Genomic DNA, 20,964 nt, shown 5'->3' on the forward strand with positions numbered 1-20,964 from the left:
AGATAGAGTTCTATATTAGAGATGTAAAGAGTTTTGGTGAAGAGGTTTGTGAGTAGTAGCGGTTAACGAAGGCAATGAGCAGGTACTTAAAATTAACTCGGCTCATTCAAAAATGCAAATCATCACATCTGTAAGTGATGACGAATTAAGACAGGTGTATAACGGCACTGCAAAGAGCAGCATTGAAATACCTGCTCGCTCAATTACAACTGTAATATTGGAATAAAAAATAACCCTTAGATCGCATTGATACGATTTAAGGGTTTGTTGTTTATTTATTTACGGAATCGGAATAATGCTTCAGTGCATTTTTAAGGCTGATTTCGTCATAAGGCTTAAGCTCTGTACCGTTATAGAAAAGCCTGTCATCCTTTATGTCAAATGTAAATGACGAGATAGGAAAGTTGTCAGGCATATCCTTAAAGGTTAAACTGCTGTCAGAAGCCGTGTAAACAGAATATCCTGTTGAATATTGCGCATCAAGCCCGTCAAGCGTTTCGGCACCGAAATATGCAATGTCTGCGTTGCCGTCATCCTTTATCAAAAATGCATAGCAGGAATTTTCATCCTTGTTGTACAAGAACCAGCATTTTCCTACGATTGATGCCAAAGGATTTTTCTTTTGAGTTGTGGAAGGCAATTCGTTCAGCGAGCTTTCCTCAACTGTCGGCAATGCAGGAGTGCTTGTTGCCTGTGTTTGAGCTTCTGTTGTCGGTGCCTCCTGCGGTTTATCCTTGTTGTTTGCAAAAATGAATGGCAAAATGCAGGCAAGTGCAATAGCCAAAATTGCGATAATTATCCGCAATGTCTTTTTTCTGTTCATATTATTTTTCAGCCAAGTAGTCCTGAATGTTTTTGAGAACGGTGTCGGCATCTAAACCGTGTACCTGGCAAGCCTCCTCAAGTGTTTCTCCTATTGATGCAGGACAGCCCACGCAGTGCATACCTGCCTCCATAAGAATTACGGCGATACCTCTGTCATACTCAATCATTTCGCCCATTGTTGTTTGCTTGGTAATTTCCATATTAAAAGCTTCCTTTCGGTTATTTTTGTTATATTATACTATCACAAGAGCTATTCTCAGTCAACAGTATTATTCTTCGTTTTCGTGCTCGCTTTCGTCCTCATCTTCAACAGTAGCAACAGGGTAAGCAAGCATATCCTTTGACCAATCCTTTATTACGTTAAGGAAGTGCTTTGCCTCCTCCTTTGCCTGTGGAAGATTATGCTCAAGACAGTTGCCGCACTCGTTTGGAGATGCATTTGGTATTCTGCCCCAAAATTCCGCAATATATCCAAAAAGACTTTTGATTAGTTCTATTGAATAATTGTCGCTCAGGCTTTTTGTAATCAGGTAAAAGCCTGTCCTGCTGCCCATAGGTCCAAAGAAAACAATATTGTCTGCAAATTCTGTTTTTTCAAGATATTTGCCTGCAATATGCTCTATTGTATGAATGGCAGAATTTGTAAGCACCTGCTCTTTGTTTGGCGCTTTCATTCTTATATCGTATGTTGTAAGGTCGTCATTAATTTTGTAAAGATAAATACCCGCATTTAAGATGTTGTAATCTATATCGGCACTTGGATTAAGCTTCATAATTATTCCTCCGTATTCTGTGATTATATTATATCATATCAGCCCATTTATATCAAACCTTTTATATCTTCGGGAAAATCGCATGATATGTGCATCTGCTTTTCGGTAATAGGATGAACGAAGTAAATGTCCTTGCAATGAAGCGCCTGACGGTTGATTTTTGTACAGTCACCGCCGTAAAGGCTGTCACCCAGCAGAGGATGACCTATATGCTCCATATGAACTCGGATTTGATGTGTTCGTCCTGTTTGTAAATTGAAGCGCACAAGAGTTGAACAACCGTCTGATTTGATAGGATAGTATTCGGTTACTGCCCTTTCTCCGTTACTGTCAACCATACGTTTTATTATACTGTCGCCGCAGCGGGCAATCGGTGCGTCTATTACACCGTCGTTTATAATTTCTCCTGCAACAACTGCATAGTAGTCCTTTTTTATTTTCCCTGCAAGCTTTGCAGCCGCAAGCTCATTTTTTGCAACAAGCACAAGACCGCTTGTATCTCGGTCAAGCCTGAAAACTGCCCTAAATGCTATGTCTTGTGAGCAGTGGTAAGCTACGAAGTTTGACAGGGTGTCGCCGATATGGTTCCTGCTTTCGTGCACCGGTACAAAAGGTGGCTTGTTTAGTACAATTATGTCCTCATCCTCATACGGAATTTCTATATCCATTTTTGCAGGACGGTGCATCGAGCCGGAGTCCGTTATATTGACAGTCAGCAAATCACCGTTGTGCAATTCGTCAATGGCTTTTGCAAAAGCACCGTTAACTGTTATTCCGTTTTCGGTGTGCTTTAGCTTTGTAAGAAGCGATGACGACACCCCGAATTCTTTAAGATATTGCTTGATTTGCTTGTTGTCGTCATCTGACGTAATGTTAAAGTTAATTGTTCTCATAGTCAAAAAATATCCCTGCCGATAATCAGCAGGGGATAGAGTGATTTATTTTGTAAGTGAAATGATTAAACCGCCGTCTGCCGCATACAGCGAATTAAGACCGCTTGCTCTGATAACCTCAACAGAGCCGAAGCCTGCATCCTTAAGCTTTTGAGCAACTGCGTTTGCTTTTTCCTCACAGCAAACATGCGAAATGATAACTCTTTGCTCCTGTATGTTGTCCTTTACCTCGTTGATAACAATGCTTGCAAGCTTGGTTATTGCTCTGGCACTGTTGAATTCCTGTGCAGAAAGCTTTACGGAGCCCTCCTGTGTTCTTTCACATACAAGCTTGAGCTTTAGCTTTTTCAAAATAGTTGCAGCCATGGCATAGAGCCTGCCGTTTTTGTTAAGTGCATCAAACGATTCAAGATTGAAGAAAAGGGCAGTATGATTAAGAATATAATCCTCGACCGTTTCAACTATTGTGTTGAAATCGGCACCGCTGTTTCCAAGCTCTGTGATTTTTTCGGCAACGAGGCTTTCAAGTCCGGAGGTGGCAAGGGAATTGAACACATGAATGTTTTTACCGCTGTGCTCCTCTTCGTATAGCATTTTGCCCTGCAATGCACTGTTGTAGGTACCTGAAAGCTTATCCGTTATTGTTATAACGTAGATGTCGTCTTCGTCGCAATCCATTGCAGCGGCAAAGGCGTCCGGAGCAGGACAGGCAGATTTTCCCACATTCTTTGATTCACGGGTTCTTCTGATGAAATCCTCTTGATCAAAGCTTTCATCATCAAGTATGGTGTGGTCATCGATAGAAAGGGTCAATGGAACAAAGGTAATATTTGTCCAATCCTTCATCTGTTGTGTTCTGTCACAGCAGCTGTCTGCTACAATTCTAAAGCTCATATATACTTACCCTTTTTCTGAATTTATTATCTACATTATAAACATTTATTACTTATGTTGTCAAGGATTACTAAAATCCTATTTTGCGAAGCTTTGACACTATTACGGTAAAAGTAGTCCATATCGCCTGACAGCCTATGATGGCAGTGCAGGTAATCTGGCTGTACCATTGCATAAGAGCCAATCCTGCAACCGTAACCAATCCGAGTATACAGCCAAAGCATGTTAAAAAGCTGACCGAATTTTTTGTGCTTACAACCGTAAGAGCACCTCGCATTGCCGAAATAAGCCCCTTTGCCGTACCGTTGTGTACAACATAGGCAGGAGATTTTTCAACCTGCATATCGGAATATTTTTCAAACACTCTTGACGCCTGTCGGTTCATAACCTTTATGTAGCCTCGTGGAAGGTCGAAAAGGTTTGCTATGCTTTCCTCGTTGATATAAGGGTCGTTGCTTTTTACTATAAGCGTAATGTCTGTTTTTTCAAGCTTTTTAAGTTCACGCTTGAGGTTAGGATCGGCACTGTATGATACGATAAACATTGCCATAATTTTGCCGTCAACGGCAAGATATAATGCCTTCCTGTTTCGTCTTGTGAACTTTTGCTCAAAGCTGATTTTCGGTACGCTGACGCCATGATTTATCAAAAGATTTCTGTTGCCTACAAGCACCTTCTTTTGATACACCCAGGCAGATGTGCCCATTTGCTCCTCGTATTGAACATTGTCAACCTTTGGCAGAATACTTTTTTTGCCTATTATAACGTCGTCAAATACGTGAGCAAGCGGACTCTTTGTTTTGATGATGACTGCCGCAGCATAAATGATTGCATCGTCAATTTTTGTTTTGTTAAAAACCTTAATGCCGTGCAGGTCGCATCCGTGTGTGCCGAAAAGATTTGCCGCTTCAAGTACAACTGCGTTTGTGCCTGCCGCCATTTGTGCTCCTTCAAATCCGCAAACTCTCGCACCGTATTTGTCAAGCTCTGCCGAAATATCGGAAAGTATGGTGTTCATTGCGTAAAGCAGTGAAACAGGTGTGGATATGGTAAGTGCGGCAATAGCTATGTTTACACCTGTACCCCAGTTGTCAAGCAGTCCAACCGCAATAAGCAAAACGGCACTTAACAGCACTGTAATCGGATATAGGATTTTCACTGTTTTGTCAGACGGGTCACTTTTACAGCTGATTTCCATAAAATTTGTGGGAATGTCTGTTTTTACGCTTGTTTTTATTATAGGGTCTTCCTCGTCGAGATTATCCCTGCCCAGCACCTTTACATCAAGTGCGTTTGCTATGTTTTCAAGACAGTAGGTTTCACCGCTGTTTATGATAAAATCAAAATTGTCAATTATTCTTACAAGTATCTGCCTCTTGCCGAGTAATGAAAAAATGTATGCAAACGCAAGTGCGGAGCCTAAAAAGACGCCGTTGTTCATCCATAGGTCGCTGTTGATTGCAAATGCAAGAGATTGTCCGAGCACCGCAAGAGTCAGAACGGAAACAGGAAAATCCGTGTTTATTCCTTTTTTGATGTTAAAGCCGTGTAAAAAAATGTTCAGGTTAGTAATTACCGTCAAAAACATCAGTACACAGCCGACTGTGAAGAATTTGCTGTTTTCAGCAATGGCAAGAGGAAGATATTCCGTGCCTTTGAAAACTGTCATCAAAAGCAATAGAGTGAACAGTGCAATTGAGGTTATCATTTGCACACCTATGACAGACTTCTTTTTCAAAAGCCTTGTGAGAATGCTCTGTCTGTCCTCCTTTGCCTTGTAGTCCCTCTCTTCAAATTCCTCGTCGCCTAATTCTTCATCGGTTTCGTCAGGTCCGAACAAACGGAATTTGTTAATTTTTTCCTTTCGTTGCTCAATGAGGATTTGCTCGGCAACGGCCTCATCAATGGTAGGTACCTCCTCGATGGTATCGTCAAAGCCGTCAAAGCACATTTGAATACATATATCTTCATCATCATTATTGCTTGAGCCGTCAAGATATTCGCCGAGGCTTTCTCTTGCAACTATGGTAGGAACCTCTTGAAAAAAATCTGATGAGCTTTCATTGTTTGTAGAAAGTACAACAGGCTTTGTTTTTTCATTCGGAATAATAGGATGCTCAAAAATATCATCCTCACCTTCAGAGCCTATGCTGTTCGCAATTTTTATGTCATCGTCATCCGAATTGTCGGTGCTGACGGGTTGTTCGTTGCCGGAGCCGAATTTTTTGAAGGCAACTGTCTTGTCCGTCTTTTTGTCGAAGCTGATGCGTACGGTTTTTGTCTTGTCCTGCCCGGCTGTATTTTTTACGGGATTATACTCTTTAATGTCGTCTTCCTCATTGCTTAGCTCCTCAACCTTTTTTATAACTGCGTCGCTGTCAACCGTAACCTCGTTTATTGCAGATTTTGCCATCTCGTCAAGGTTTTTTTGAGCGTCCATAAGCTGCTTTTCCGCCTGAGCCTTGATTTGCTCTGCTTTTTTTATGATTTCATCAATAGAAAGATTGTTGTCGCTCATTGTATCTCCTAATTATCAAGTCGTTGTCTTGCTATTTCATACATAAGAATTCCTGCCGCAACAGATGCATTGAGGCTGTTAACCTTGCCAAGCATAGGCAGGCTTACCGTTACATCGCATTTTTCCTTTATCAGTCTGCCTACACCGCTTCCTTCGTTGCCGACAACAAGACACGCACCGCCTGAAAAATCTGTTTTGTCCCAGCGTTGACCGTCCATATCCGCTGCATAAACCCAAATATTCTTTTTCTTTAATTCGTCAATGGTTTGTGCAAGATTTGTAACCCTTGCAACCTTCATATATTCAAGTGCGCCGCAGCTTGTTTTTGCAACAATATAGTTTAATCCCACATTTCTTCGCTTTGGAATAATGATGCCGTGAGCACCGCAAGCCTCAGCCGTACGTATGATTGCACCAAGGTTGTGGCTGTCCTCGATTTCGTCACACATAATGATGAACGGAGCCTCGCCCTTTTCATTTGCATAGTCTATTATTTCGTCAACCGTGCTGTATTCGTGTGCAGGAACATTCGCAACAACGCCCTGATGATTACCGTTTGGTGCTAAAAAGTCAAGCTTTTTTCTGTCAACATTTTTTACAACAATTTTCTTTTCGTTGCACAGTGCAAGGATTCTGTTGATTGAACCCTCGCGTTCACCCTTTGCAACCAAAACATTTTCTACCTCTCGGTCGCTTTTGAGCAGCTCTGTTACTGCATTTCGTCCTATAACAAGATTATCGTTTGTTTTGTAATCCTTTTGCTTTTGTGCATCCTTTTTCATTTTTTCACCATAATTCGTAATATTAAAGATATTATATCATTTTTCTGCTTTTTATACAATAAAAAAATACAACCCTGACCTCACAAAATCAGAGTTGTAATTTGTTTTGTTTTTGAGTTATGCGTTTTTCTTTGCGAGCTGTTTTTTGCCCAGGTCGATAATCCTTACAATTACCGATGCCAAAAGCATATTGATGCCGAGCTCGACAGCAAAGTTTACGGATACAAGGCCTGTAATAACTGTTGCAAAGCCCGTTGTTCCGAAAACTGTTATCAGCCATTCCTGGAAAAATAGGTAACAGCCGATGAGGAATATGCCTGTGTTCACTATCGGACAGGCTATACCCGCCGCAACAACCGCAACGGTTTTGTTTTTCTTTTCAATTGCCTTGTAAATCACTGCGGCAACAATACCTGCAACCATACCCTTTGCAATAACCGTAAGAACAGTACCAATAGGGTTGATAGTTAAAAATGCCGCTGCATCACCGCTGATGAGCACCGTTACACCGAATGTCAGGCCAAGCCACGCACCTGCGCCTATACCGTAAAGTGCCGCACCGATAACGATGGGGGCGAGTACAAGAGTGATTGAAAACGGACCGAATTTAATTGCTGATGCAAGCATTTGCAAAGCAACGATGATGGCAGTAAACAGTCCCATTCCTACTACCTTTTGTGTTTTTGTTTTCATATTTAATTTTCCTTTCTGCTACTGTTCCTAAGCAAGCCGACAAAACACTAAATCGGCACTGCCCGAGAATTTGTTTTTCTCATCGGATACAATGCGATGATATTATATTCCTACTGCCCGAAAAAAGCAACACTAATTTTGGAAATATGTAAATGAATGTTGATTTATTGTTTAATAAATGTTATTATATGATAGAAGTATTATGACAAAAAACGTGGAGATATTATGAAATTTTTACGAAGATGTATGTCGGTTGCTTTGGTAACACTGATTATATTGTTGCCTTTTGGCATTACTGCCAATGCCGCTACCGTCAGCGAAATGCAAAACAAGGTGCTTTCTGTTGCCGATAATGAGGTTGGATATAAGGGGAGCAGCTCATACAGTAAATACGGCGAATGGTACGGTTACCAGGGTGCATGGTGCACAACATTTGTGCTTTGGTGCTTCAACAAGGCGGGCAATGAGCTTGGTGCTCAAATGTACAAAAAGATTGTGCCGAGCGGAGGAAACTGCAATTCTATGATAAGCTGGTACAAAAATAAAGGCAGGTACCATACTCCCAGCTCGGGATACACCCCTAAAAAAGGTGATTTGGTATTTTTTGATTGGTCCGGTAACGGCTCAAGCCAGCACGTAGGATTGGTTGATTACATAGACGGCAGTACCGTGTATACAATAGAGGGCAACTGCTCAGGTAAGGTTAAGGCAAGAAAATATACCAAAACCGGCTCAAAGCCGTATAACAATATTTCTGCCATTATGGGATACGGAAATCCTGATTATTCTTCCTTGGCAAAGGGTGGCTCCTCTGCTCAAACTACAACCAAGAAAGTTACCACAACCAAAAAGGTTACCACTACCAAAAAGAAAACTACTGCCAAAAAGACAATTGCCAAAAAGACAACTGCCAAAAAGACAACTACTGCAAAGGCTACAACAAAGCAGTCCACGACAGCTTCAACAACAAAGAAGCCCACAACAACGCAGACTACTACAACAACCACTACTCAGGCGAAAAACGTTATGGCTACCGATATGGTACTCAATGCCTCAACAACAGAGCTTCAGGTTGGTGACAGCGTAAAGCTCGGGTACACCCTTGAGCCTCTTAATTCAACTGCAGTTGTAGGATACTTCTGTGACGAGGAGGGCATTATCCAAATCGAGCAGGGCGGCGAGATTAAGGCTATAGGCGAGGGCACGGCAACCGTTGTTGTCTGCGCAAATGACGAAATATATAAGCAATGTGATTTTACCGTTACCTCTGTTTCTGTTGAGGTAACAAAGCAAAAAACAGCCAATGATTATGTTGAGGAAATCACAAAGGCTCCTGTTAATACGGAAAAAACAAAGGAGCAAAGGCTTTACGAGATTGGCATTAACATAAATAAACTAAAGGACAATGATGAGTATTATTTGGTTCCGGTTATTATAGCCGGGGCAACCGTTATCATAGGGCTTTCGGCATTCGGAATCAGAAAAGCAGTTGAAAGAAAAAAGAGAAACAAAAACGAAAGCGATGATTAATCTTTGAAGAAGGTTATTCGCTTTTATAGGGAGGATAGAGCCTATGAGTACAAGGGAATTCAAAAGGACAAGACTTGAGGTCTTAATAAAAAAAGCTGTAATAGTTTTGCTTGATATTGCATGTCTTATCCTTTCGGGATACATGGCATGCTATATTGTGGCAGGAAGGTCACCTTTGGACAGCAGCTTTTCCAATTTAGTAAGTTCAAATGAACATATGCTTTTGTTTATGATAATATCATTTTTTGTGATTTACGGCTTTGGACTGTATAACAGCATATGGCGTTATGCCGGTATTGATGAAATAATCAAAAGTGTATGTGCGTCGGCGGTGATAGTTTTAATTATGTTTGTTGTCGACAAGGTACTATTTGGATTGGTTTTGTCACTGCCTGATAAAATGCCTTTGTATGGGTATTTCCTTTTTTGGATTTTTTTCAGCTTCTCTATTGCAGGTATACGTCTTGCATATAGGGCATTGCGTGTTTTCCCCGAATTGATTGTGAGCAAAAGCTCAAAGAATAAGAGGATAATGATTGTCGGCGCAGGCTTTATGGGCAATTTCGTTATTGATATGCTTAAAAACGATAAGTTTATAAAAGGACGTCCTGTGGTTGCTATTGATGATAATCCTGCCAAGCTCAATAAAAAAATACAGGGCATTAAGATTGTCGGCAACTGTGACTCTATACCGTGCGTAGCAGAAAAATACAGGATAGATACCATTATTCTTTGTCTGCCGTCTGCTTCGGAAAAAAGAAAAAAAGAAATTCTTTCTATTGCAATGACTACCGACTGCGATGTTAAAATCAGTCCGTCGCAGGAGGAAATGTTTGAAAAAAGCGAAATAAAAAGAATTCGTGATGTTGATATTGCCGACCTTTTGTCGCGTCCAGAGGTTACTCTTAACAAAAAGACATGCAGATATCTTATCGGCTCAACTGTTTTGGTAACAGGCGGAGGCGGTTCAATCGGTTCGGAGATTTGCAATCAGGTTGCAAGATATAATCCAAAAAGAATAATTATTTTCGATATATACGAAAACTGTGCATTTGAACTTCAAAATCATCTAAAGGAAAAATACAATGATGATTTTGACATTGATGTTCGTATAGGCTCGGTAAGAGATATTAACAGGCTTCGTGAGATAATGGAGGAATTCCATCCCGATGTTATCTTTCACGCGGCGGCTCATAAGCATGTTCCTCTTATGGAGGACAGTCCTTGCGAGGCGGTAAAGAATAATGTTTTCGGTACATACAATGTTGCGGTTATTGCCGACGAATACAAGGTTAATAAGATGGTTACCCTTTCTACCGACAAGGCCGTTAACCCTACAAACGTTATGGGTTGCACCAAACGAATTACGGAAATAATAGTTCAGTATATGAACACAAAAAGCGAAAACACAAAATATGCCGCAGTACGCTTTGGCAATGTTCTTGGCTCTCACGGCTCTGTTGTGCCGATCTTTAAGGAACAGATTGCCAACGGCGGACCGGTCAAGGTTACACATCAGGATATTACAAGATATTTTATGACTATTCCGGAGGCCGCACAGCTTGTTTGTCAGGCAGGCGGACTTGCCGAGGGCGGCGAGGTGTTTGTTCTTGATATGGGCGAGCCCGTAAAGATCATGGATTTGGCGAAAAATCTTATTCGCCTTTCAGGCTTTACGGAGAAAGAAATACCTATTGAAATAACAGGACTTCGTCCGGGCGAAAAACTATATGAGGAGCTTTCAATGTCGGAGGAATTGGAAACGAGAAGCAAAACCCATCACGAAAAGATTTTTGTAAATCAGCCTATGGTTATTGATTCTGCAACGGTTGAGGGTTGGCTTGAGCTTTTGAGAGGCGTTGACGATTCAAATGTCCGCGAAAGGCTTATGACTGTTGTTCCAAATTATAATCCTTCAAATAATTAAAACAGGATATATTTTCTTTGACTTGAATCGATTTGTGTGATACCATAAATATTGCAGAGTGATTTTGCATAATAATTAAAAGGGAGACGGCGAAGGTATGATTTCGTCGGAGATGGCTTATGTATATTAATCTTGGTAAGGTAACGGCAAATGATGAGGTTATCGTTAATACGGAAAACATCAGCAGAATTTACAAAAGAGGCATAAATGTTAATATGATGTCGCCTACACCGTATAGATATTCTATCTATATGAATGACGGTAAAAATTTGGAAATCAGCCTTAATGCGGCTGACAACAAAAAATTTCTTGAGCTTCTTGATGTAATAGAATACACAGAGGTTGATCTCAAGTCTGCCCAGATAAAACTGTTCTGAGTAAAAATAAAACAGCGAGTTAAGTGTTCCTTGCACGGACAGGCTTATACTCGCTGTTTTTTTCTTATTGAACCGATAGTGGAGTTAATTTTATGTATATATATAGGGATTGATATTGATTTTAGACTGCGGTTATGGCATTATTGAATTAAAAGGGAGGTAGCAAAATGGATAATTATGAATTTGCCCGGAGAATTGTTGAATTAAGACGCCAAAAGGGACTTTCTCAAAAGCAGCTTGGCGAAATGCTCGGCGTTTCCAACAAGGCTGTTTCAAAGTGGGAAAACGGCGAGTCCATGCCAAAGATGTCAACAATGCTTAGCCTTGCGGAAATTCTCGGTATAGACGGTAACGAGCTTATAGGCTGTGAATATGCCGTACAGGATAATACTGAGGAGCTTGAAAGATTAAAGGGCGAAAATGCCGAGCTTTCGCTTAAACTCGATATGATTAACAAAAAGAAAAAACGTTCTTTCTTTGTTGCCGTTGCCTTGTGTATAGTGGGTATAATTGCCTGCGCAGTAGTAGCTATATGCTTTGGTGCCGGTGACAGCACAAATTCTAATGTAAAGGATGCGGGCGAGGCAGGAACAAAAATCGAATTTGCCGATAAAACCTTTGTTGCACCTGACGATTTTCAGCAGTTAGTTATTAAGCAGGAAACTATGCAGTCATTCTTTTTTGATGAGAAATATGCTGAATACTATGATAAGTCGGGTAACAGTCAAACGGTGATTGTACGTTGCAATCCCGATGTTAACATTATTTCGCTTTCCGTCGGTAAAAAGGAATATAACTATATTGATTCTTCTGTAAGCCGTGATATTATAACCGAAAAAAATATCTATTGTATCAATCTGTTTTTTGAAAACGAGTTCATTGCGGATATTGACAGTCTCAATGCGGATTATTATGATAAGGATTTTTCTGTGGGACAGGAATTCATAAAATCATTCTGTAAATTCTATGCTGATAAGGGCGAACCTGTTGACAAAACGACAGTGCAGTATTATGCAGGCAGGAAATCACTTAAAGTCACGGTTACGTTTGATTACAACAATGATGAACCGAGCTCCATGACGGCTCTTTCATTAGGAGAGTTTTTTGTTGACGACAAAAACAATGTCTATTTTTACGATTACGCAACGGCTTCGGCCTATTCTGTCGGAAAGGAGTTGAGCACATATGTCATTGAAAAATAACAGACTTAATGAACTGATTGACGAGCAGCAGGCTTTGCTCAATTCACTCAAGGCAGAGGCAAATGCCATCAATTCCGACGAGCTAACAAAGGAAAACGAACAGCTGAAGCTCAGGTTAGACGAAATTTCCAAAAACGAGGCTAACCTGAAGGCAGAAAATGACAGCCTTAAAAAATCTCTTGACTCAACAAAATCTGCGTTGTTTACAAAATTAGCAAATGAAAAGCTTTCTGTTTTCAGCAGTACCCAAAAACGTCTTGAAAAAACATATTACAAAAAGGAATTGGGCGTTGGCAGTAAGCTTAATGAATACGAAAAAAATTGTCTTGCCAGCATTGATGCAACCGTTAAGGTGATTGAGAGTTACTCGGATAATGAGTTTAACGATATATTAAATCAACTGAATACTCTGCGTGAGGAGGCACAACAAAGACGAATAAGGCTTGAAGCATATAAAAACGAACAGATAAATAATGCAAAGCAAACTAACTTTGCAATGGGTGAAAGCATAAAGAATGAGCCGCTGACAGATGCCGAAAAGCGTACGGCATTAAGGCAGAAAAGCCTTGAAAGCTTCATTGGCCTTAACGTTTTGGGTAAGGCAGGCATATTGCTGTTTATAGTTGGTATTATTATGCTTGGCAGGTTTGCCTATGTTCATATGTCAGATGTGTTCAAGGGTGGAGTAATTTATCTTCTCGGCATTGTCCTTATCGGCATCGGAGAAATATTCTACAAAAAGGAAAAGACAGTGTTTTCAACAACACTTATCAGCGGCGGTGTGGCTACCCTGTATGCCGCCGCGGCAACCTGCTACTTTGCGTTTGATTTGTACAATGTAAAGGTTACCTTTATTATTTGTGTGTTGATAACAGCTATCGCCGTTGCAATATCAAATCAGGTGAAAAGCCAGGTCGTTTGTGCCTTCGGTGCAGTAGGCGGATATTTGCCTGTTGTCGCACTTTATATGGTAGGCTTTGGCAAGGCTATGGCGGATGTTACATTCCTTCCTGTTTCGAGCGTATATTTTTGCTTGCTTGCCATAATACTTTTTGCAATGACATACAACAAAAGGTGGTATGTTGCACAGTTCATTGGATACGCATTGCATTTGCTTGCAATCGGCGGTGTGGCAAAGTGCGCATATTCCGTTCGCAATTTGGCAGGCTACGGATATGCCTTGCCGTTGGCGGTTGCCTTCGCAATAGCATCATTTGTAATCTTCCTTATGATGCCGGGCTCAAAGATTGTAAGGCGCAAGCCTATGCAAGCCTTGGATACTGTGCTTCTTGCTTTGAATACACTCAGCGGTGCAATATCCGTTAGTATTACTGCTCATAATTGTGTTGCACAGGAGGCTGTCGCAAACAGGATTGTAGGCTATGTGTTTATTGCGTTCACAGCCATTTATGTTTTGCTTTCTGCTTTTTCCGTAAGGGAAAAAAGAGCAGAGTCGTATGCTGTAACAGCTATAACATGTATAAGTGCCTTGGCTTTCTCCATGTTCATAATTCCACTGATATTTGGCAGAGAATATGCAGGCATCGCATGGGCATTAGAAGGATTATTGCTTGCTCTTATTGCAATGGAAAAGGGTATTGTTGTGACGGAGCTTGCAGGCTTAATCTGTATGCTTATGTCTGCGGGAGCGGGATATATGTTTGCCGCAGGCTCAACAAATCAAATCGAGTTGATTTCATTTTGTGTTATATTGTCTGCCTTTTGGATTTACTCTGTCAGAGGTCTGTCTTCAAATCCAAGTGAAAAAGCAATGTCTGTTGTATATATGCTGATAGAGGTTGCATCCGGTATTGCAACACTGTGCTTTGTCGAATATTTGTACGGTTGCATTGCCGAAAGTCCGTATATTACGGCAAGCTCGGGATTCTTCCATTGTGCAGTTATTGTTGCGGCAGGTCTTTGTATCGCAACTGCGGTTAGGTTTGGCGTGCTTAAAAATGATGTGTCAATGATTGTAAGCGACTTGTCATCGGTGGTGGTGTTCCTTGCAGTTTTCGCAAGCTTAGATATACATAGCAGCTATAAGGATTTGTTTACATATTTCGGAGAATACATAGACAGTAAACCTATGATTGTTGTAAACATTGCGTTGCTAATAGTGCTGAATATCGGAGCGGAGCTTTTGCTTGCGGCTTCGGCACTTGATGTTATTAATCGCCTCAAGGCTCCTACATGGCTGTTCACAATGGTGATTTCGGTATCATCGCTTATGCTGATAACTGCAACCATTATGAGTCAGTTTGATGTTAAATTTTCAAATGTTATCATTAGTGCATTGTATATTGCTGTTGCGTGCATTATGCTTTTCCTCGGATTCAAAAATCAGCATACGGTTGTTCGTTCGGGAGGATTAGTGCTTATACTGTGTGCATTTGCAAAGCTTTGCTTTGTGGATACGGCACATCTTGATTCGGGTTGGAAGATTGCATCATACTTTGCTTTTGGTGCAATTTTGATTGCGGTTTCGTATTTTTATCAGCGCTTTAGCAAAAAGCTTGAGGCTGATATGCTTAATATCACCGAGCAGGAAAATAATGTTAAAACCGAATAGAATAATATAACGGAGCGGTTCGGGATTTGAACGGCTCCGTTGCTTTATAAAGAATTTATTAATGTTTTGTTTGACTTTTTATCCGTAAGGTTATAAACTAAAATCGAGGTGATTCTATGGAAAACTATTTAGCATTGTTTACGCTCATCGGCTCGATACTTGCACTTGTTTTTGCAGGTGGCAAGGCTTCAAAGGTTTTGAGGGCTGACGAGGGTACGGAAAAAATGAAAAAAATCAGTGCCTCTATCCGTTCGGGTGCAACTGCATATTTAAGCAGACAGTACAAAATCCTGTTGCTGTTCTTTGGCGGAATGTTCGTAATACTCAGTATTATGGCTGCGCTGAAGCTTCTTACATGGTTTGTTCCGTTTGCTTTCATTACAGGTGGATTCTTCAGCGGATTGTCGGGCTACATTGGAATGTACATTGCAACAAGAGCAAATGCAAGAACTGCAAACGCGTGTCGCAGCAGTCTTAATAAGGGACTTAACATCGCGTTTTCCGCAGGCTCTGTTATGGGCTTTTCCGTTGTGGGTCTTGGATTGCTTGATATTTCCATTTGGTATTTTATACTAAAGCTTGGCTTTAAGCTTGATGCCGCAACAATAACATCAACTATGTTAACCTTTGGTATGGGCGCTTCGTCAATGGCATTGTTTGCCCGTGTAGGCGGCGGCATTTATACAAAGGCTGCTGATGTCGGTGCAGACCTTGTGGGAAAGGTTGAGGCTGACATTCCGGAGGACGATCCGAGAAATCCTGCCGTAATTGCAGATAACGTTGGTGACAATGTTGGTGACGTTGCAGGTATGGGCGCTGACTTGTATGAATCATATGTAAGCTCAATTATTTCTGCCTGTGCCTTAGGTGTTGTTGCATTTGGTGATTTTAAGGCAATGGCTATTCCTATGGCTATGGCTGCTATCGGTGTTATCACATCAATTATCGGTTCGTTTCTTGTCAGAACAGGTGAAAGCACAGAGCAAGCGACCTTGCTTAAGGCTTTAAGACGTGGCACAAATACATCTGCCGTGCTTATTGCTGTTGCAGCTTTGCCTCTTGTTTTATATGTGTTTGGCAAGGAGTATATCGGCTTCTACTTTGCAATTATTGCAGGCTTGATAGCAGGTGTGTTGATTGGATTCTTTACAGAGTATTTTACATCGGATAACTATAAGCCTACAAAGAACCTTGCATCAAAGGCACTTACAGGCTCTGCTACAATTATGATTGGCGGTATCGGTCTCGGTATGATGTCAACTGCATTGCCTATAATAATTGTTGCTATCGCAATCCTTGTTGCATTTGGTGCGTCTGGCGGATTTACTGATGGAAATTTAGGTTTGTACGGTATTGCACTTGCCGCTGTCGGTATGCTTTCAACATTAGGCATCACACTTGCAACCGACGCATACGGTCCTATTGCCGACAATGCCGGCGGTATAGCCGAAATGGCAGGTCTTGAAGAGGATGTCAGAACAAAGACAGACGCTCTTGATTCGCTCGGTAACACAACTGCCGCAACAGGTAAGGGATTTGCAATCGGCTCTGCCGCACTTACGGCACTTGCACTTATTGCATCATACATTTCAAAAATCAAATCCATTAATCCCGATGTTCATATTAATGACAGCATTATGAATCCAATGGTTCTCGTCGGTTTGTTTATCGGTGCCTGCCTGCCTTTTGTATTTGCCGCACTTACAATGAATTCTGTCGGACGTGCCGCACAGAGCATTGTTGTTGAGGTTAGAAGACAGTTTAAGGAAATTAAGGGCCTTATGACCGGTGAAGCAGAGGCAGATTATGCAAGCTGTGTTGATATTTGCACAAGGGCGAGTCTTAAGGAAATGATTTTGCCGACAATTCTTGCAATCGTAACGCCTATTGTTACCGGTATTGTTCTTGGATATAATGGTGTTATCGGTATGCTTGCAGGTGCAACGGCAACGGGCTTTTTGATGGCAATATTTATGGCTAACGCAGGCGGCGCTTGGGATAATGCAAAGAAGTATATCGAAAGCGGAAACTACGGAGGAAAGGGCAGTGATGCTCACAAGGCTGCCGTAATCGGTGACACGGTAGGCGATCCGTTTAAGGATACATCAGGTCCGTCAATCAATATTTTAATCAAGCTTCTTTCAATGGTATCCATCGTGTTCGCAGGAGTAGTTGTAAATTATCACATATTCTAAAATGCAAAAATTAAAGGGTGGCGTTGCCACCCTTTAGTCAGTCCACTTTATCGACAGTCTGAGGACAGATAGTTTAGGCTATCTGTCCTTTTTTATGCATTTGTGACATATTGACATAATGTTTTGTAATTTTTTGAATTTTTTTGCGATATATTTTTACATTTTCGGTACTTATATATGAGGATAATATATTCTTTAGGTACAGGAGATGGTTTTATGAAGAAAATAATCAGTATGTTATTATCATTAATGATGACAATATCGGTGCTTGCGCCTTGTCATAGCGTAATTGCTCAAGAAGTGCAATTACAAAGCATTGTTTCAACCGGTAATAAGATTGCAGAGCTGTGTGCAGATTATGATGATTATAATACTGCCTGCAATGATGCCGAAATTAAGGACAGATTAATTGTTAAGGCAAGCGGTAACATTGATGAATATGGTGCTGTTGACAGTGTATATGGATTTGGATATGCTTTTTTGCAGTATGCAGATGACAAATCAGCCGAGATAGCTAAAGCACAGTACGAGAATTTAGGATATACTGTTGATTATGATTCAACAGTAACTGCGTATGAAACGAGCGCCTATGAATCCAACACAAATTACGATTGGGCGTACGAGTCCGTAGACGCACTTGCAACGGCAGATTACTACAAATTAAAGGTTAAGCCAACCGTTGATGTTGCAATAATTGACAGCGGAATAAATTACAACCACGAATTATTCAAAAACAGGGTAGTCAGAACCAATACAAATTTCAGTCCGGATGTTATCAAAAATAACGAAATTGATAATGACGGGCACGGAACAATGGTTGCGGGAGTTGTGGCACAAAGTACTCCCGATAACGTAAAAATACATGCCTACAAGGTTATGGGAAAGAACGGAGCGGGTACATCATCGGGTATTATTGCCGCTTGTGAATATATAAATCAGCTATCATCAAAGCCCGATGTTATCAATTTTTCAATATCTGTAAGTCCCAACGAAGCCTTAGAGGAGCAGATAAATAATTTGATAGATGCGGGTGTATCGGTTACGATTGCTTCGGGAAATGAAGGCTATGAAATTTGGAGAACTCCCGAAAGAATGGAAAACGCAATTGTTGTAGGATCAACTGATAAGCAAGGTAATCCAAGTAAGTTTTCCAATTACGGAATTCAGGCAGACATTTGTGCCCCGGGTGAATTGGTATATACCTCAACTATGAACGGAAGATACAATATTGTTGACGGAACCTCCTTTTCCGCACCTATGGTTGCAGGTGCAGCCGCAATAGTTCTTATGGAGCATAAAAACTATACGCCAAAGCAGGTGGAGGAGGAATTGATAGCTACTGCCACTCCGTTCAAAAAAGACGGAGCCGATTATTTGTATGGTGCGGGTATTGTTAATTTTTCAAACATAATCAGCGGTACAAGGTGCAAAGATGTTACTGCTAACCTGCAGGGCGGGGTGTACCGTGATGACATAAGCGTAGAGCTGAAATGTGCTAATACACTTGTTGATATTTATTACACAACAGACGGAACATTGCCTACCAAAACAAACGGTACAAAATACACCGAGCCTATTGCAATTACGGATACGGCAAGAATAATTGCGGTTGCCTTTGCAAAGGCAGGCACACCGTTTCACAGCAGGTATACCACCCTTGATTATTACATTTTGAAAAATAACGAAAGCGATTTTGTAATTAATGATAACGGTAAGGTACTAAACTATCTCGGCAGTAACACCGATATTGTTGTTCCCGACAGCATTAACGGAATTACACCGACAGAAATAAACAAAAAAATCTTTCTTTACAACAAGAATATCACAAGTGTTGTAATGCCTGACTCGATTACAAAAATAGGCAACTCTGCCTTCAGAGGAACTAACGTTGAATCTGTTGTTGCAAACGGTGTAACCAAGCTTGAAAATCTTTGCTTTGAGGGCACTAAGCTTAAAAAAGCCGATTTCCCCAATGCAATAAATGAATACTATGCGTTTAACAATACCCCGATAACCTCGGTGAATATGCCAAAGCTCGAAAATATATACAGCGGATTTGAAAACTGCACCGATTTGACAAGCGTTTACATACCCGAAGTAATATACCTGCAATACGAGCCTTTTAAGAACTGCATTTCGTTAACACAGGATTTGGTATTGCCCAAGGTAAAGGGAGTGTTTCAAAGGGCATTTGCCGATTCCTATTTCAAATCGATAGTTCTGCCCGATTGCGAGGAGGGCGTTTTTCAGGAAAAATGCTTTGAAAATGCTAAGGCGGAAAAAATTGTTTTGGGCAAGGCAACAAAATTCGGAATCGACACTTTTTATAACTGCGAAAATCTAAAGGAATTTTATGCACCGATGTTAAGTCGTTTTACAACAGATGATTTTGATTTTTGCGACAGCCTTGAATTTGTATTTGTGCCATCTGCAAAATCTATCAAAGTTAATCCCACTCACGACATAACCGTTTACTGCGGTGACAACTGCCTTTACGGTTACATAAACAATCCGTCAAAGTTTAGCTGTGTTATTATGGGACCGGAATATATGCCGTTTCTTGCAGATATTGATGAGTCGCAATACACTCACAAAGTAACCGATTATAAAGCAATCGGCAAGGGCGGTCAAATTCGTACAAGCGACAACGGCTTGAGATTTGGGTTTGAATTTGACAACAGTAACATCAGCTTTGATTATGAAAGCTATGGGGCGGAAATTGAGTACGGATTTGTTTACAGGTATGATCCTTTGGAATTTACAGACGGAGATATTGAATACCAAAGAAATATGAACTTAAGAGCATCGCAAAACAACGTTTACGTAAAGAAAGCAAACAAGGTTGACATTGACGGTGACATTGCAAGGTTTAACCTTGTTTTTACCGATATTCCGACAGAGCATCTTAACGATAAGGTGTCCGTCAGAGCATACGCCTGCGTTGACGGAATGTATTTCTATTCTCCTGTTGTTACAAGAAGCTACAGCAATGTTGCAAATGCCGTATTGAACGACGAATCGGTAGAGCAGGGCATAAAAGACCAAGTCGTACTTTCACTAAATTAGGAGGATTAATTATGAAAGAAAAATATACTAAACCGGAAATATCAATTGAAGAATTTAAGATAGTAGATATAATAACAACAAGCGTCGGTGGTGACAATGAGCCGGACACAGATATTCCATGGGGCTCGTAATGAAAAAGCAATTACTTATTATTTCAATTATTGTTGTTACAGTTAGCATATTTGTTTCCTGTTCTGCAAACAGCAGTAGTGAAACCGTCTCAACTGCTTCTGCTATAAATGAAAGCACAGAAACTGTAACAGACAGCAAAGATAATATTGTGACAACAGAAGCAATTACAAAACCCACCGCAAAAAAATTTGAGGAAACAACATCTGTAAATTATCCGGATACCGATGTTGAATTTACAACAACCGAAAGCACAACAATATCTGCTACTGATATAAGCACATCAACAACAAATACCGATACAACCAAGCCTAAAACTACTGCAAAAGCCATTGTTGATAAAGACGGTTGGATAAACAAATGGTATTGATTTGAGGCTTAACGGAGGAAAAATGAGTATTATTAAGTTAATTATCACAGCTCTTTTTGATAATTCAAAATACAAAAAGCAAGAAAAGTATTTTGACAGACTCAGGGAAGATGATGTAGTTATTGAATTTAGAAAATATAAATGATTTACTTTGTAAGAAATATAATTTAGGTCAGTTTACAAGGAACTACACGCAGACCGTGAAACGGGCTGCTGAC

General features: G+C 40.6%; 17 protein-coding genes. 9 read left to right on the forward strand and 8 right to left on the reverse strand.

All coding sequences use genetic code 11. The annotated features are described in order from the left end of the window. Positions 1–271 precede the first annotated feature (271 nt). From Q0P34_RS07155 to Q0P34_RS07190, 8 genes are all read right to left on the reverse strand, one after another. The gene (locus Q0P34_RS07155) at positions 272–823 is read right to left on the reverse strand and encodes a hypothetical protein (protein WP_294954919.1); all 552 of its coding nucleotides are present in this window, start codon (positions 821–823) and stop codon (positions 272–274) included. Between the two features lies 1 nt (position 824). After that, positions 825–1,025 (reverse strand): DUF1858 domain-containing protein, encoded by a 201-nt coding sequence (locus Q0P34_RS07160; protein WP_178667119.1) that lies wholly within the window; start codon positions 1,023–1,025, stop codon positions 825–827. Between the two features lie 69 nt (positions 1,026–1,094). Continuing rightward, the gene (locus Q0P34_RS07165; protein ID WP_294954923.1) at positions 1,095–1,598 is read right to left on the reverse strand and encodes an S-ribosylhomocysteine lyase; all 504 of its coding nucleotides are present in this window, start codon (positions 1,596–1,598) and stop codon (positions 1,095–1,097) included. A gap of 47 nt (positions 1,599–1,645) precedes the next feature. Next, positions 1,646–2,491 carry an RluA family pseudouridine synthase gene (locus Q0P34_RS07170; RefSeq protein WP_294954925.1) on the reverse strand — a complete coding sequence of 282 codons (846 nt, stop codon included), beginning with the start codon at positions 2,489–2,491 and terminating at the stop codon, positions 1,646–1,648. Between the two features lie 45 nt (positions 2,492–2,536). Next, complete coding sequence (locus tag Q0P34_RS07175) at positions 2,537–3,385, reverse strand: DegV family protein (RefSeq protein WP_294954928.1); 849 nt, start codon at positions 3,383–3,385, stop codon at positions 2,537–2,539. A 70-nt stretch (positions 3,386–3,455) separates the two neighbouring features. Continuing rightward, the gene (locus Q0P34_RS07180; protein WP_294954930.1) at positions 3,456–5,903 is read right to left on the reverse strand and encodes a hypothetical protein; all 2,448 of its coding nucleotides are present in this window, start codon (positions 5,901–5,903) and stop codon (positions 3,456–3,458) included. An 8-nt stretch (positions 5,904–5,911) separates the two neighbouring features. Then, entirely contained in the window at positions 5,912–6,685 is a 774-nt protein-coding gene (gene rlmB, locus Q0P34_RS07185; protein ID WP_294954933.1) for a 23S rRNA (guanosine(2251)-2'-O)-methyltransferase RlmB, read from the reverse strand. 117 nt (positions 6,686–6,802) lie between these two features. Continuing rightward, positions 6,803–7,378, reverse strand: coding sequence for an ECF transporter S component (locus Q0P34_RS07190; RefSeq protein ID WP_294954936.1), 576 nt, complete (start codon positions 7,376–7,378; stop codon positions 6,803–6,805). 225 nt (positions 7,379–7,603) lie between these two features. Here Q0P34_RS07190 and Q0P34_RS07195 point away from each other — a divergent pair, with 225 nt between their 5' ends. The 9 genes from Q0P34_RS07195 to Q0P34_RS07235 all read left to right on the forward strand — a co-directional run bounded on the left by Q0P34_RS07195 (position 7,604) and on the right by Q0P34_RS07235 (position 20,891). Then, positions 7,604–8,908: a CHAP domain-containing protein gene (locus Q0P34_RS07195; protein WP_294954938.1), complete on the forward strand. Its 1,305-nt coding sequence runs from the start codon at positions 7,604–7,606 to the stop codon at positions 8,906–8,908. A gap of 43 nt (positions 8,909–8,951) precedes the next feature. After that, positions 8,952–10,835, forward strand: a complete 1,884-nt coding sequence (locus Q0P34_RS07200; RefSeq protein WP_294954941.1) for a nucleoside-diphosphate sugar epimerase/dehydratase — start codon at positions 8,952–8,954, stop codon at positions 10,833–10,835. Positions 10,836–10,954: 119 nt separating this feature from the next. Continuing rightward, positions 10,955–11,212, forward strand: coding sequence for a hypothetical protein (locus tag Q0P34_RS07205; RefSeq protein ID WP_294954944.1), 258 nt, complete (start codon positions 10,955–10,957; stop codon positions 11,210–11,212). A gap of 167 nt (positions 11,213–11,379) precedes the next feature. After that, on the forward strand, positions 11,380–12,414 hold the full coding sequence (locus tag Q0P34_RS07210; RefSeq protein WP_294954947.1) for a helix-turn-helix transcriptional regulator: 1,035 nt from the start codon (positions 11,380–11,382) through the stop codon (positions 12,412–12,414). Next, positions 12,398–14,986 carry a DUF2339 domain-containing protein gene (locus Q0P34_RS07215; RefSeq protein WP_294954949.1) on the forward strand — a complete coding sequence of 863 codons (2,589 nt, stop codon included), beginning with the start codon at positions 12,398–12,400 and terminating at the stop codon, positions 14,984–14,986. Before Q0P34_RS07210 ends, Q0P34_RS07215 begins: the two co-directional genes overlap by 17 nt. Before the next feature lie 116 nt (positions 14,987–15,102). Beyond that, the gene (locus Q0P34_RS07220; RefSeq protein WP_294954951.1) at positions 15,103–17,181 is read left to right on the forward strand and encodes a sodium-translocating pyrophosphatase; all 2,079 of its coding nucleotides are present in this window, start codon (positions 15,103–15,105) and stop codon (positions 17,179–17,181) included. A gap of 216 nt (positions 17,182–17,397) precedes the next feature. Next, positions 17,398–20,247, forward strand: coding sequence for a S8 family serine peptidase (locus Q0P34_RS07225; protein WP_294954953.1), 2,850 nt, complete (start codon positions 17,398–17,400; stop codon positions 20,245–20,247). 130 nt (positions 20,248–20,377) lie between these two features. After that, complete coding sequence (locus Q0P34_RS07230) at positions 20,378–20,746, forward strand: hypothetical protein (protein ID WP_294954954.1); 369 nt, start codon at positions 20,378–20,380, stop codon at positions 20,744–20,746. A 22-nt stretch (positions 20,747–20,768) separates the two neighbouring features. Then, complete coding sequence (locus Q0P34_RS07235) at positions 20,769–20,891, forward strand: hypothetical protein (RefSeq protein WP_294954956.1); 123 nt, start codon at positions 20,769–20,771, stop codon at positions 20,889–20,891. Positions 20,892–20,964 lie beyond the last annotated feature (73 nt).

It is taken from the genome of uncultured Eubacterium sp. (genome assembly GCF_945980375.1).
GTDB lineage: Bacteria > Bacillota > Clostridia > Oscillospirales > Acutalibacteraceae > Eubacterium_R.

Bases quoted from the DNA above. Each gene is read 5' to 3' on its own strand.
- Q0P34_RS07155 (WP_294954919.1), bottom strand. From the start codon at position 823: ATGAACAGAAAAAAGACATTGCGGATAATTATCGCAATTTTGGCTATT.
- Q0P34_RS07160 (WP_178667119.1), bottom strand. From the start codon at position 1,025: ATGGAAATTACCAAGCAAACAACAATGGGCGAAATGATTGAGTATGAC.
- Q0P34_RS07165 (WP_294954923.1), bottom strand. From the start codon at position 1,598: ATGAAGCTTAATCCAAGTGCCGATATAGATTACAACATCTTAAATGCG.
- Q0P34_RS07170 (WP_294954925.1), bottom strand. From the start codon at position 2,491: ATGAGAACAATTAACTTTAACATTACGTCAGATGACGACAACAAGCAA.
- Q0P34_RS07175 (WP_294954928.1), bottom strand. From the start codon at position 3,385: ATGAGCTTTAGAATTGTAGCAGACAGCTGCTGTGACAGAACACAACAG.
- Q0P34_RS07180 (WP_294954930.1), bottom strand. From the start codon at position 5,903: ATGAGCGACAACAATCTTTCTATTGATGAAATCATAAAAAAAGCAGAG.
- rlmB (WP_294954933.1), bottom strand. From the start codon at position 6,685: ATGAAAAAGGATGCACAAAAGCAAAAGGATTACAAAACAAACGATAAT.
- Q0P34_RS07190 (WP_294954936.1), bottom strand. From the start codon at position 7,378: ATGAAAACAAAAACACAAAAGGTAGTAGGAATGGGACTGTTTACTGCC.
- Q0P34_RS07195 (WP_294954938.1), top strand. From the start codon at position 7,604: ATGAAATTTTTACGAAGATGTATGTCGGTTGCTTTGGTAACACTGATT.
- Q0P34_RS07200 (WP_294954941.1), top strand. From the start codon at position 8,952: ATGAGTACAAGGGAATTCAAAAGGACAAGACTTGAGGTCTTAATAAAA.
- Q0P34_RS07205 (WP_294954944.1), top strand. From the start codon at position 10,955: ATGTATATTAATCTTGGTAAGGTAACGGCAAATGATGAGGTTATCGTT.
- Q0P34_RS07210 (WP_294954947.1), top strand. From the start codon at position 11,380: ATGGATAATTATGAATTTGCCCGGAGAATTGTTGAATTAAGACGCCAA.
- Q0P34_RS07215 (WP_294954949.1), top strand. From the start codon at position 12,398: ATGTCATTGAAAAATAACAGACTTAATGAACTGATTGACGAGCAGCAG.
- Q0P34_RS07220 (WP_294954951.1), top strand. From the start codon at position 15,103: ATGGAAAACTATTTAGCATTGTTTACGCTCATCGGCTCGATACTTGCA.
- Q0P34_RS07225 (WP_294954953.1), top strand. From the start codon at position 17,398: ATGAAGAAAATAATCAGTATGTTATTATCATTAATGATGACAATATCG.
- Q0P34_RS07230 (WP_294954954.1), top strand. From the start codon at position 20,378: ATGAAAAAGCAATTACTTATTATTTCAATTATTGTTGTTACAGTTAGC.
- Q0P34_RS07235 (WP_294954956.1), top strand. From the start codon at position 20,769: ATGAGTATTATTAAGTTAATTATCACAGCTCTTTTTGATAATTCAAAA.